General features: G+C 30.5%; 13 protein-coding genes. All 13 read right to left on the reverse strand.

Annotation, left to right across the window (positions count from 1 at the left end):
* Positions 1–53: 53 nt before the first annotated feature.
* The 13 genes from J2S72_RS02980 to priA all read right to left on the reverse strand — a co-directional run bounded on the left by J2S72_RS02980 (position 54) and on the right by priA (position 12728).
* A complete protein-coding gene (locus tag J2S72_RS02980; RefSeq protein ID WP_023055414.1) occupies positions 54–338 on the reverse strand; it encodes an ArsR/SmtB family transcription factor in 285 nt (94 codons plus the stop codon).
* Positions 339–348: 10 nt separating this feature from the next.
* The gene (locus J2S72_RS02985; RefSeq protein WP_023055354.1) at positions 349–1044 is read right to left on the reverse strand and encodes a Crp/Fnr family transcriptional regulator; all 696 of its coding nucleotides are present in this window, start codon (positions 1042–1044) and stop codon (positions 349–351) included.
* Between the two features lie 192 nt (positions 1045–1236).
* A complete protein-coding gene (locus J2S72_RS02990; RefSeq protein WP_023055356.1) occupies positions 1237–1878 on the reverse strand; it encodes a thiamine diphosphokinase in 642 nt (213 codons plus the stop codon).
* Positions 1875–2516, reverse strand: coding sequence for a ribulose-phosphate 3-epimerase (gene rpe / locus J2S72_RS02995; protein WP_023055429.1), 642 nt, complete (start codon positions 2514–2516; stop codon positions 1875–1877). Before rpe ends, J2S72_RS02990 begins: the two co-directional genes overlap by 4 nt.
* A complete protein-coding gene (gene rsgA, locus J2S72_RS03000) occupies positions 2513–3373 on the reverse strand; it encodes a ribosome small subunit-dependent GTPase A (protein WP_023055359.1) in 861 nt (286 codons plus the stop codon). Before rsgA ends, rpe begins: the two co-directional genes overlap by 4 nt.
* Positions 3370–5322, reverse strand: a complete 1953-nt coding sequence (pknB, locus tag J2S72_RS03005) for a Stk1 family PASTA domain-containing Ser/Thr kinase (RefSeq protein WP_023055418.1) — start codon at positions 5320–5322, stop codon at positions 3370–3372. The genes rsgA and pknB overlap by 4 nt, the downstream gene beginning before the upstream one ends.
* Positions 5319–6044, reverse strand: coding sequence for a Stp1/IreP family PP2C-type Ser/Thr phosphatase (locus tag J2S72_RS03010; protein ID WP_023055346.1), 726 nt, complete (start codon positions 6042–6044; stop codon positions 5319–5321). Before J2S72_RS03010 ends, pknB begins: the two co-directional genes overlap by 4 nt.
* Positions 6041–7057 (reverse strand): dual-specificity RNA methyltransferase RlmN, encoded by a 1017-nt coding sequence (gene rlmN, locus J2S72_RS03015; protein WP_307494963.1) that lies wholly within the window; start codon positions 7055–7057, stop codon positions 6041–6043. Before rlmN ends, J2S72_RS03010 begins: the two co-directional genes overlap by 4 nt.
* The gene (gene rsmB, locus J2S72_RS03020; protein ID WP_023055391.1) at positions 7054–8319 is read right to left on the reverse strand and encodes a 16S rRNA (cytosine(967)-C(5))-methyltransferase RsmB; all 1266 of its coding nucleotides are present in this window, start codon (positions 8317–8319) and stop codon (positions 7054–7056) included. The genes rlmN and rsmB overlap by 4 nt, the downstream gene beginning before the upstream one ends.
* A 1-nt stretch (position 8320) precedes the next feature.
* Positions 8321–9004: a zinc metallopeptidase gene (locus J2S72_RS03025; RefSeq protein ID WP_023055319.1), complete on the reverse strand. Its 684-nt coding sequence runs from the start codon at positions 9002–9004 to the stop codon at positions 8321–8323.
* A 1-nt stretch (position 9005) separates the two neighbouring features.
* Positions 9006–9926, reverse strand: a complete 921-nt coding sequence (gene fmt / locus J2S72_RS03030) for a methionyl-tRNA formyltransferase (protein WP_023055368.1) — start codon at positions 9924–9926, stop codon at positions 9006–9008.
* A gap of 1 nt (position 9927) precedes the next feature.
* A complete protein-coding gene (gene def, locus J2S72_RS03035) occupies positions 9928–10413 on the reverse strand; it encodes a peptide deformylase (RefSeq protein WP_023055344.1) in 486 nt (161 codons plus the stop codon).
* A gap of 2 nt (positions 10414–10415) precedes the next feature.
* The gene (gene priA / locus J2S72_RS03040) at positions 10416–12728 is read right to left on the reverse strand and encodes a primosomal protein N' (protein ID WP_023055420.1); all 2313 of its coding nucleotides are present in this window, start codon (positions 12726–12728) and stop codon (positions 10416–10418) included.
* Positions 12729–12759: the final 31 nt, after the last annotated feature.

Consider the following 12759-nt stretch of genomic DNA (forward strand, 5'->3'; position numbering starts at 1 on the left):
ATGTTTCATAAAAATACCATAAAAAAAAGAGCGTTTTTTCAACGCTCAAGTTTTTATTCTCCGAAAAGTATTTTTATAATTTCTTTTGCTTTCGGGCTATCTATCATATAATAAATTTCCGTTCCCACTCTTCTTGATTTTAAAACCTTGCTTCTTTTTAGTTTTGCAAGATGGGAAGAAACAGTAGGTTGAGGTATTCCAACTAATTCTTGTATGTTTGAAACATTTAAGTCTCCGTTTTGAGAAAGATGTTTCACGATCAAAAGTCTTATAGGATGAGCCATAACTTTTAACATTTCAGCGTATTCTTCGTAAATTTCCATTTTAATTTTTTTCATTATTTCACCTTCAAATTAAATCATATAAGTTTTCAATACTTTTAATTAATATACGTCCCTTTGGGAGAAGTTTTATATAATCGGCCTTTTCAAACTGATTAAGCTTTCTTGAAATTGTCTCCCTTGTGATTCCTGAATAAAAGCCTAGCTCTTCTCTATTTATATCCAGATTTAATAAAATACCCTCTTTTGTGATTTTGCCATATATTTGAGCAAAGTTTATGAGAAGTTTTGCAACTTTCATATTGGCATTTATGCCGGACAAAACATCTATAAGAGATTCACTTTTTCTAACTCTTTCGTATGTTTTTTCCAAAAGTTTCAATAAAAATTCTCTGTTTTTAAGCAGAACATTTTTAAAATCACAACTGGATATTTTAATTATTACACAGTCTGTAAGACAGACTCCGTTATAAACATACTTATCCCCTGACAAAATATTAAGCCCTCCTACAAAATCGCCGGCTTTAAAAATATATAGTATTTGTTCTCTGCCGTCGCTTAAGGGCTTCATAAGCTTGAATATTCCTTCATAAACTATGAACATAACATTTGCCGGGTGACCGGACTTAAAAATTGCCTCTCCTTTTGATACTCTTTCTACTTCAAAGGATGAGTTCATCGAATTTATTTCTTCTTCACTGAGGTAAGACAAAATCGGTACGTCTTTAAAAGCAATTTTTTTGTCTTCAAAATTCAGCTCCATAACATCACCTATGTTTTATATTACCCAATTTTTTTCAGTTAACACAATCTTTAAGCATATAATTATAAAAGTTTTCATGCTTAATTGTAAAGGAGCTTTTGTATAATTGCAATACTTTTTTAAAATATTTATAAATTTTATATAGTTTATTTTATAACTTTTTTATATTTTCCCATAAAAAAATCCGTCGACTTAATCAACGGATCTTATTATAAAAGTTTTTCCTTTTTCTATTATTATTTTACTTGCTTCTTTTCCTTTTTTCATTTCGTTTGAAATTGCTCTTGATGTTTCTCTTTTTATTAAAAGGGATTTTACTTCATAAGCCATATTTTCTGTTGAAAATATTACTTCTTCACTTACGGGGACAAGGGAAATATATTTGTAATTTTCGTCTTTTTTGAAAATATATTGACCTGGTCCTGCAAAAATTATTTCGTTGTTGTTATCTACTGCTTTTGCTTTTATTTTTTTATTGTAAATTTTTTCAAGTAAAAATAAATTTGCAAGGGTGTGGTCAAGTCTTGTGCCGCTCATGGCAAGGATTGTTATTTGGTCAAAGCCCCTTTTTATTGCTTCTTCCAAAGCCATTTCTGTGTCAGTTCCATCTTTTTCCTTTGGAAATTTTAAAATTTCTATTTCTTTATCTTCTAATTTTTTTCTGTCAAGGTCTTCTATGGAATCAAAATCTCCTAATAATAAATCTGGTTTTATTTTTAAATCTCTTAAATTTTTTATGCCGCTATCGGCGCAAATTATATATGAATTTTTTATTTCTCTTTTTATTATCGTGGGGTCTAATTTTTTCCCCCCTGATATTACTGTTGCTTTCAATTTATTTCTTTAAACTTCCTTATATTTTCTAGGGTATTTTCTCCAAATATTCCTGATCCTGACACTAATATGTCTGCTCCTGCTTCTATTACTTCTTTTGCGTTATCAAGTTTTATTCCACCATCAACTTCTATTAAAGCTTTTGAATTTTTTTCTTTTATGAGTTCTTTTAAATCTCTAATTTTATCAAGGCTATAATCAATAAATTTTTGTCCACCGAAGCCTGGGTTTACACTCATAATTAAAACCAAGTCCAATTTTTTTAAAATGTATTTTATAGAATCTATATTTTCTCCTGGATTTATTGCAATTCCTGCTTTCATTCCCAAATCTTTTATAAGAGAGATTGTTCTATCTAAGTGCAGTGTTGCTGATGGATGGATAGTAATTATATCTGCTCCCGCTTTTTTAAATTCTTCAATATAATTTTCAGGCTTCATTATCATTAGGTGCAGGTCAAAGGGTATTTTTGTAAGTTTTCTTAATTGCTTTATAAGGGAAGGCCCAAAAGAAATATTTGGCACAAAATTGCCATCCATTACATCTATATGTATGTAATCAGCTTGACCTTGATTTAATTTTTTAAATTCTTCCTGCATATTTGTCCAATCTGCGGACAAGATTGATGGTGCTATCATGAATATTTGTTTTTCTCCTTTTCTTTTAATTCTAAATAAAGATTTTTATAGTTTTCGTATCTTTGTCTATCTATTTTTCCTTCTTCTACTTTTTCTCTTATTATGCACTTAGGCTCATGAATATGATTACAGTTGTTAAAGTTGCAGGGACCGAATTTAATAAATTCTCTGAAATAATTTTTCAAATCTTCTGATGGACAAGTTAACTCATAGTTTGAAAATCCCGGTGTATCAAAAAGATATATATTTTTCCCGGAAAATATTTCCGTATGCCTTGTTGTGTGTCGTCCACGATTTAATTTTTTACTTATTTCTCCGGTTTTTAATTCTCCGCCTATTAATTTATTTATTAAGGTAGATTTCCCCGCTGCTGATACTCCGCTTAGGGCTATGGTTTTATTTAAAAGATATTCTTGGAGTTCTTCTATTCCCAGGGAATTTTTAAGGCTTATTTTAAAGGTTTTAAATCCGCTTTTTTTATAGGTTTCATAAAGTTTATTTCCAGCTTCTTCATCTAAGTCAATTTTATTTATGCCTATTATTATTTCAAGATTTTCTCTTTCATATTCTGCAATTACCTTATCTATTAAAAGGGTATTTGGAGATGGAGATTTTGCCGCTATTAAAATTAAGACCGCATCAACATTTGCAACAGGCGGTCTTTTTAAAAAATTTTTTCTTTCTAAAATTTTTGTAATGTAGCCAAGAGAATTTTCTTCAACTTCAAATTCAACATTATCTCCTACTAAAGGTTTTAAGTCTTGATGTCTGAAAAGTCCCCTTGCTCTTGTTTCATAAACAGTATCAGAGAGGACATAATAATATCCTCCCGTCAACTTTATAATTTTTCCTATCATAGTGTTCTTGTATCTACTTGTTCATCGTCTATAAAAATATTAAATGTGTCTCCCTTTGAACCTTTAAGTTCAATTTCAACGGGGCTTTCTTCACTTGTCTTGTGATAATTATAGTATTCACTTGTGTTTCCATTGTGAATTCTATTAATTATTATTCTGTGTCTTGCTCCGTCTTGAGGAATTGTAACACTTATACTTTCACTTTTGACGTCTTCAGAGGAGTTTTCTGAACCTACTTCATTTTCTCCATCTTGTAAAGGTCCTTCTGAAACATATAAAATTATTTCCGTAGATTTTGAAACTTCTCCAACTTCATTTTGAGATGCAACTTCTCCTTCATCCACTTTGTTGGATCTTACATTTTCAACTTTATATTTAAGTCCTAAACTGTCCAAAACTCCCTTTGCAGCTTCAAGAGGTATACCCTTTAAGCTTCTTAAATTTACAGGATTGTTGTCTACTCCTTTTGATATAAGGATATCAATTTTTTGTCCTTTTCCTACTTCATAGCCAGATTCAGGTGAAGTTGAAATAATTTTTCCACTATCTATGCTTTCATTGTATTCTTCTTTTACCTCGCCTATTTCCAAACTTGTTCCCTTTATAATATCTTTTGCTTCTTCTAAAGTTCTACCGACTAAGTTCGGAATTTTTTCTGTATCTGGTAATTTATTTACAACTATTTTAACCATGGAGCCTTTTTCAATTTCTTCTCCATCTTTAGGTTCTTGACTTAATATTACTCCGCTTGGTTGGGTGTCATCTTCATCTACTTCCCTATCAGGTTTAAGTCCAAGTGCGGCTAAAATTGAATTTGCTTCTGATTCTGTTTTTCCAACTAAAACAGGCACTGTAATCTTTTCATTAGTTTCTACGGGCTTATCCCCACTGTCTCTTCCAGATAAAACTTTAGGTACTACAAAAATGAGAAGAGCTACAAGTAAAAGTGCAGTTAAAGAGCCTAAAATTACAGGCAATTTTGAAGATTTTTCCTTTTTTGGTTTTTTAGGTCTTTCTTCTATAACAGGTTCATCTTCTTCTTTAACTTTTATATTTTCTCTGTCGCTTCGTCTTATTACTCTTTTCTTTCTCACTTCTTCAAAACCGAAGTCTTCTTTTCTGCCAAGTAAAATATTTTTTATATCACGGATTACAGCCTGAGCATTTTCATATCTGTCTTCAGGATCCTTCATGGTAAGTTTTTTTACAAGTAAGTCTGTTTCTTTACTTATTCCTGGAACACTATCTGATGGCATTGGCATATTACTTTGCACTTGCATAAGAGCAACTGATACAGGATTTTCTGCATCGAAGGGAAGTTTTCCTGTAAGCATTTCATAAATTACAATTCCAAGAGAATAAATATCGCTTCTGTTATCTACTTTTCCTCCCCTTGCTTGTTCTGGTGAAAAATAATGAACAGAACCCATTATGGCATTTGTTGCAGTTACTGTTGTATTATCTGCAATTCTTGCTATTCCAAAATCTGTAACCTTAACTCTATCATCTCTTGTGATCATAATATTTTGGCTTTTTATATCACGATGGACAATATTTTTACTATGGGCAACTTTTAATGCTTCAGCAATTTGAATAGCATAATTTAAAGCTCTTTTTTCAGGAATTTTATTTTCATCTTGAATAAGTTCCTTTAAAGTTTTCCCATCAATAAATTCCATAACTATATAATGGACAGTTTCTTTTTGATTTTCTTCTGAACCGACATCATATATGCTGACAATACTTGGATGAGAAATACTTGCTGCAGCAAGAGATTCTCTTTTAAATTTTTTTATAAAATTTGAATCCTCATTATATTGTTGCTTCAAGATTTTTATAGCAACAATTCTATCAAGTCTTCTGTCATGGGCCTTATAAACGTCCCCCATACCTCCGGTGCCGATTTTTTCTAATATTTCATATCTATTTCCTAAAATTTTTCCTATCAACTTTCACACCTACTTGTATCTATTAATATAAAAGTAATATTATCAACTCCACCATTATCAAGGGCTTTTTCCATCAACATATTACCGGCATCTTCAAGTTCATTCTCCATTAAAAGTTTGTATATGTCTTCTTCTTTTACCATATTTGTAAGTCCGTCACTGCAGAGCAAAAATTTTTTTCCTTCAATATCTCTTGACTGAATATTAACTTTAAGTTTTTTTTCAGTACCAAGAGCTAATGTAAGCACGTTTTTATTTGGATGTACCCTTGCTTCTTCTTCCGTTATTTCACCTATGTCCAACAAATAATTTACATAAGTGTCATCTCTTGTAAGCTTTCTTATTCCTTCTTTGTCAAGCTCATATATTCTTGAATCTCCTACATTGGCATAAATAAATTGCTTTTCAAAAATATAGGCTATTGAAAGAGTGGTACCCATGCCCTTATATTTTTCCACACTATTTGCTAAATCGAAAACTACTTTATTTGCAAGTTCAATTGACTCTTCTATAAGTGTTTTTACATCTGCCGCTTCTTTTATATTCTTGCTTTCAAATTCATGGACTATGGTTTTAACAGCTGTTGCTGAAGCTGTTTCACCTGCTAAATGTCCACCCATTCCGTCTGCAAGAATAAATAGAGGAAGATTTTCGGACACGTGGTAATAATCTTCATTTTTTTCTCTGACTTTACCGACGTTAGTTTTTGAAACTATTTTCAATGTTCTACCTCACTACTTCTCTTTAACTGCCCACATGATGCTGAAATATCACTGCCTAATTCTCTTCTAATTGTAGCATTTAATCCAAGTTTATTCATTTTATTTTTAAAATCTTCAACTTTTTTTCTATCAGGTCTTTTTTCTTGATATTCTTCAATGGGATTTAAAGGTATTATATTTAAATGACTTCGCATGCCTTTCAATAACTTGGAAAGTTCATTGGCATGAGCATCCTTATTATTTACTCCGTCAATTAAAGTATATTCAAAAGTAACTCTTGTGCCTGTTTTTTCTTCATAATATTTGCAAGCTTTTATAACTTCATTAATATCATATTTTTTTGCAATAGGCATAATTTTTTTTCTTTCCTCATTAAAAGGATTGTGTAAAGAAAGTGCAAGAGTTATTTTTTTATTATAATCTGCCAGCTCATAAATTTTTGGGCTTATTCCACAAGTCGAAATTGTAATGTTTTTATAACTCATATTATGGCCTTTTTCATCATGAATAATTTCTAAAAATTTTAAAAGGTTGTCAAAATTATCAAAAGGTTCTCCTGACCCCATTAATATAACATTTGAAACATTTATGTCAAAGGCTTTTTCAACTTGATAAATCTGTCCCAACATTTCCGATGGTCTTAAATTTCTAACAAGACCTTTTTTAGTTGATGCACAAAAAGAGCAATTCATTCTGCATCCCACTTGGGTTGAAATACATTGAGCATATCCGTATTTGTATTTCATAAGGACTCCCTCTATAAGGTTGCCATCATCTAAGCTAAATAAAAATTTCTTCGTTTCATCAAGTTCAGAATTAAAAATTTTATGAATTTTTATTTTACTCACATCTAAATCTCTTAAAGATTTGGGAAGATTTGAAGATTCATTTAAATTTAATTTTTTTTCAGAATTAAAAAACCTAAATAATTGTTCAGCTCTGAAAGGTTTTTCTCCAATTTTTTTTATATATTCTTTCATTTCCTCAAAAGTTAAGTCATTTATATAAATCATCTTATTTTCCTTAATTTAGTCATTGAAAAACCATCGCTTCCCATTGTTACATCAGTTCTAAAAGTATCTTTATCAAAGGTTTTTACAATCTCAAAATTTTTATTTTCTTGCAAAAATTTTGAGATTATATCCTCATTTTCAACTTTCAAAATAGAGCAAGTTGAGTATAATATCTCACCCTTTAGTTTTACATATTGTGAAGCATTTTCCAATAGTTTATATTGAATATTTGACAATTCTTTTATATTCGAAAAGTCCTTATATTTTATTTCAGGTTTTCTTCTTATAAGTCCTAGAGCTGAACAGGGTGCATCTAACATAACATAATCAAATTCATTTTTATTTTCTTCTTTGTAGATAGTTGAATCATTTATTTGAGTTTTTACTATTTTTATTCCAAGTCTTTTTGTGTTTTCATCAATAAGCTTTATTTTTTTATCCCTATCCCAAGCAAGGATGCTACCCTCATTTTTCATAAGGGCTGCCATATGGGCGGTCTTTCCTCCGGGAGCTGCACACATATCCAAAACTTTTGAGCCAGGTCTTGGATTTAAAACCTGAGAAATTAAAATTGAACCTGAATCCTGAACATAAAAAAATCCTTTTTTAAATTCATCTGAATCTAAAATTCCTCTTGGATTTTCTATTTTTAAACCTGAATCTGTAAGCTTATCAATTTGAACAATATAATTTTCTTTAAGCTTTTTTAAAAGTTCTTCTCTTGAAATTTTTAAGGTATTTGTTCTAATTGTAAATGGAGCTTCACTATTATTAAGTTTTAAAATTTTTTCTCCTTTTTCTTCTCCATATAAACTTATTATATATTTTACATAGGAAAGACTGTGAGAATAAAATGTTGAAAGATATTCAATACCCTTTAAGTCAACTGAAAAATCTTTTTCTCTTATAATATTTCTAAGCATTCCATTTACATAGCCTATGGAACCTCTATTTCCCACTTCTTTTGCAAGTTTTACAGCTTCATCAACAATGGTGTAACTTGGTATATTGTCCATAAAAATTATTTGATAAAGACTTAATTCAAGTATAGTAAGAATTTTTTCGTGAATTTTTTTAAATTTTATTTTTGAACTTTTTTCAATTAAATAATCTAAATAAGTTTTGTTTCTAATGACTCCGCTTGTAATTTCTCTTAAAAGGGGCATCTCGTCATAATTTCTATATTTATCTAAGGACTTCCATAAAAAAGCACCCTTGTTTACTTCAAGGATGATTTTCATTGCATTTTTTCTAACTGTCATATTATCTTCTGCTCCTATTTCTAAGGGCTAAAAGTCTAAGAAGGTTTCCTATTGATACAAGGGTTGAAGCAACATAAGTTAAAGCTGCTGCAGAGAGGACTTTTTCAGTTCCTTCCATAACCCTATCAGACATAAAAAGTTTTAGTTCTTCTTTTGCCCTTGCCGATGCATTAAATTCAACAGGAAGAGTTATTATAGAAAAAGCCACTGCCAATAGGAAAAGACCTATTCCTAAATTTAATAAAAAATCTGAAAATATAAGTCCCATAATGACAAGATATATACCTAAGTTTGATCCTATAGCAACTCCTGGTGCAAGGTAAGTCCTAAGAGCAAGAGGTCCATATTTTTCCTTATCTTGCAAAGCATGGCCAACTTCGTGAGCTGCAACAGCAGCTGATGCCACACTGGAATTTTCATAAACTTCCGGTGATAGTGAAAGGCTCTTATCTCTTGGATCATAATGATCTGTCAACCTTCCATTTACTTCTTTTATAGTTACATTATTTAATCCGTTTGCATCCAAAATTTTTCTTGCAACTTGAGCTCCCGTTAAACCGCTTTCATTAAAAACTTTTCTATATTTTTCATAATTTGAAGAGATTTTACTTTGAGCATACAAGGAAAGTAAAAAACCTGGAATTAAATATATTAAACCTGAATAGTATCCGTATCCTAAAAGCATATTAACCCCCTATTATTTTTTCTTCTTCAATATTTCTTCCACGAAGAAAATCTTCAGTATTCATCATCTTTTTACCCGGCCACTGAATTTTATTAATCTTTATAGCCTTATCTTTTGTCATAATAATTAATTGACCCTCATTTGAAATAACCTGTCCTGCTTTTCCTTCCATGTTTAAAACTTCAAGATCTGAAATTTTAATTCTATTGCCGTCATAATTAAAAGATATTCCAGGTTTATCAAACAAGGCTCTGGAAAGTCTTTCAATTTCATCAGCAGTCATCTTTTTAAAGTCAATAAAACCTTCTTCTTTTTCAATTTTTGGAGCATAGGTTGCCTTAGAATCCTCTTGCTTTATCCACTTAATATTATTTTTTTCATAATCTTCTAAAAATTTAACAATTAAGTCTGCTCCCATTTGTCCCAACTCTTCTGTAAGTTCATCTATATTTTTGTTTTTTATTGGAGTTTTATCTTGAAAGCAATAATCTCCCGTATCAAGGCCCTCTTCAATTTTCATAATTGAAACTCCAGCAAATTCATCTCCATTTATTATAGCCCTGTTAATAGGGGCCGCTCCTCTTAACTTAGGAAGAAGAGATGCGTGAATGTTAACCGGATTATCTCCTGTTAATTTTAAAATTTCATCTTTTAAAATTTTTCCATAAGCTGCCACAACTATTAAGTCTGCATTCATGGACTTTAATTTTTCTATAGATTCTTTCGAATTAATTTTTTCAGGTTGATAAACTTCAAGGCCCAAAGCTTCTGCACAAATTTTTATTTCAGGTTTAGCAAGTTTTTTGCCCCTTCCTTGTCTTTTATCTTCCCTTGTTACTACCAGGACAACTTGATGTTTTTCTGAAATCTTTTTTAAAGCTGGAACAGCAAAACTTGGAGTTCCCATAAAAATAATTTTCAAATTATTCTTCACTCCCATCTTCTTTTTTCTCAGGTAAATCCACAATGTCCTCCGCCATATCAATGTACAAAATTCCATTTAAATGGTCAGTTTCATGTTGCAAAATTCTTGCAAGAAATCCTTCCGCTTCAATTTGGCATTCCTCTTGATTTTCAGATAGATATTTTACTTTTACCTTATTAAATCTTTTAACGGTTCCTTGTTTTCCCGGTACTGAAAGGCATCCCTCAGGCCCTATTTGTTCTCCGCTTTCTTCAATAAATTCAGGATTTATAAGAGCAAGCCTATTTTCTTCTCCGTCATCAATTACAATTATTCTTTTTAGAATTCCCACTTGAGGTGCAGCAAGACCAACTCCATCTGCATCATCCATGGTTTCAAACATATCTTCAATTAAAATTTTTACTCTATCATCTATTTTTGTAACTTCTCTTGATCTTTTTCTTAAAATCGGATCTCCATCAGTTCTAATATTTCTCTTAGCCATACTTACTCCATTTCTATATCAATTTTTATATTATTTATCTCTTTCTTATTAATTACCCCTTTTAGGGCATTTAATAACGTCTGTTCATCTCTTGGATCTACTTTTATAAGAACTTTTTGCCTGTAAATATTTTTTATTTTTGGAATGTTTATAAGTCTTGAGCGAACTGCACTTATATTTTTAAGTTCCCCTATTAAATCTTTTAAAAAATCTTCAGCATATTCTTTTATCGCTTTTTCTTCCCTTGATGAAAAAACAATTGTATAAAGCTTTGTAAAAGGTGGATATTCAGAAATTTTTCTAACTTGTAATTCGTCTTTATAAAAATTTTCATAATCACTTTTTGCAGCATGAACTATGGAATAATTGTCCGGATTATAAGTTTGAATAACAACATTGCCTTGCTTTTCTGATCTTCCAGCCCTGCCTGAAACTTGAGTGATAAGTTCAAAGGTTGTGGCTTGAGCCCTATAATCTGAAATATATAAGGACATATCTGCAGCAATAATTCCTACTAAAGTTACATTTTCAAAATCGAAACCCTTAGCCAACATTTGAGTCCCTATTAAAATATCAACTTCATGATTTTTTACAAGTTCATAAACTTCATCATAAGAATTTTTTTTGTTCATAGTATCCCTATCCATTCTAAAGACCTTTGCCTTTGGGAAAGCTTTTTTTACTTCCATTTCAACTCTTTGAGTTCCTATCCCAAATTGTTTTAAATATTTGCTTCCACAATTGGGACAAGTTTTAACCATTGGCTTAACGCTTCCGCAGTAATGGCATCTTAAATGGTTCATGTCTTTATGGTAGGTCATAGATATGTCGCAGTTGTCACATTTAATAACATAGCCACAAGATCTGCAACTGACAAAATTTGAAAAACCCCTTCTGTTTAAAAATAAAATAATTTGTTCATTTTTTGAAAGTTTTTCTTCCATAAGCTTATATAATTTATTGCTAAAAATAGAAAGATTGCCTGAAAATAATTCCTCTCTCATATCTGCAATGTCAACTTTAGGAAGTCTTGCTCCCTCTACTGCCCTATTCTTTAATTTAAAAAGTTGATATTTATTTTCTTGAGCATTTTTAAAACTTTCTATAGATGGCGTTGCTGAACCTAAGACTACTTTTCCCCTGCCTTCCATTCTTTTAAGGGCAACTTCTCTTGTATCATAAAAATTATTTTTTGAAAATCTATAAGATGAGTCATGTTCTTCATCAATTACAATTAACTTCAAGTTTTTAAGAGGAGAAAAAACTGCCGACCTTGCTCCAACAACTATATCCACTTGATCATTTTTAATTTTCATATATTGGTCAAATCTTTCTCCTGGTGAAAGTCTCGAATGTAAAATTGAAACTCTGCCCGGAAATCTTCCCATAAATCTTTCTATCATCTGGGGAGTTAATCCTATTTCAGGAACAAGAATTATAACTTGACCACCCTTATCTATAATCTCTTTTGAAAGTCTTAAATAAACTTCTGTCTTTCCACTTCCAGTTTTCCCATATAAAAGACTCGTTTCTTTTTTTGTTTCTAAAATCCCCTTATAAGCTTTAACTTGCTCCATGTTTAATGGAACTTGACGATATTCTTTCTGTTTCTCATAGGGATTTCTTTGGTCCTTTACTAAGGATTCTTCAATAATATTTTTCTTAATTAAAGTTTTTAGAGGAGAATCTGAAATTTGTAAATCTCTTAAAATTTCTTTTTTTGTTTTTTCTCCATTTGTCGCAAGATATTTTATTACATTTTTTGCAGGTTCACTTAACTTTTCAGAAAAAGTAAAATCAAGATAATTTTCACTTAACTTATAAAAACTTATAAATTTTTCTTTAACTTGAGTTTTTACTTTATAAAAAAATTTTATTTGACCCTTATCTTTTAAATCCTTTAAAAGTTTTCTTTCCTCTGCTTTTAAATCATAAATATTTCTATTTAAAAGATGGCCGTAAGGCTGTTTTTCATCACCTTGTGCGTAAACTTCAATAAATTTATAATCTCCCGGAGGCAGTATTGGCTGAAAAGATTTATAATAGCCCTTTAAATATTTATCCTTCATCCAAAAGCCAAGGTCTATTAAATCTTTATTAATTATAGGTTCATCATCAATTACATCTATAACTTTTTTTAACTTTTTTGATTCATTTTCAACATTTATGCGCACTACAAGACCTATAAGACTTCTATTTCCCTTTCCAAAAGGAACATGAACTCTCATTCCCGGTTCAACTAAAAAATCACATTCATATGTATAAAGCCTGTCAAAGTTTGAAAGACTTTTTTCAATAAAAACTTCAATAAACACTTAATCACTTCCAAAAAATAAAGTAGGTTTT

It is taken from the genome of Peptoniphilus koenoeneniae, from assembly GCF_030812875.1.
Classification (GTDB): Bacteria; Bacillota; Clostridia; order Tissierellales; family Peptoniphilaceae; genus Peptoniphilus_B; species Peptoniphilus_B koenoeneniae.

Bases quoted from the DNA above. Each gene is read 5' to 3' on its own strand.
- J2S72_RS02980 (WP_023055414.1), bottom strand. From the start codon at position 338: ATGAAAAAAATTAAAATGGAAATTTACGAAGAATACGCTGAAATGTTA.
- J2S72_RS02985 (WP_023055354.1), bottom strand. From the start codon at position 1,044: ATGGAGCTGAATTTTGAAGACAAAAAAATTGCTTTTAAAGACGTACCG.
- rpe (WP_023055429.1), bottom strand. From the start codon at position 2,516: ATGATAGCACCATCAATCTTGTCCGCAGATTGGACAAATATGCAGGAA.
- rsgA (WP_023055359.1), bottom strand. From the start codon at position 3,373: ATGATAGGAAAAATTATAAAGTTGACGGGAGGATATTATTATGTCCTC.
- rlmN (WP_307494963.1), bottom strand. From the start codon at position 7,057: ATGATTTATATAAATGACTTAACTTTTGAGGAAATGAAAGAATATATA.
- rsmB (WP_023055391.1), bottom strand. From the start codon at position 8,319: ATGACAGTTAGAAAAAATGCAATGAAAATCATCCTTGAAGTAAACAAG.
- J2S72_RS03025 (WP_023055319.1), bottom strand. From the start codon at position 9,004: ATGCTTTTAGGATACGGATACTATTCAGGTTTAATATATTTAATTCCA.
- def (WP_023055344.1), bottom strand. From the start codon at position 10,413: ATGGCTAAGAGAAATATTAGAACTGATGGAGATCCGATTTTAAGAAAA.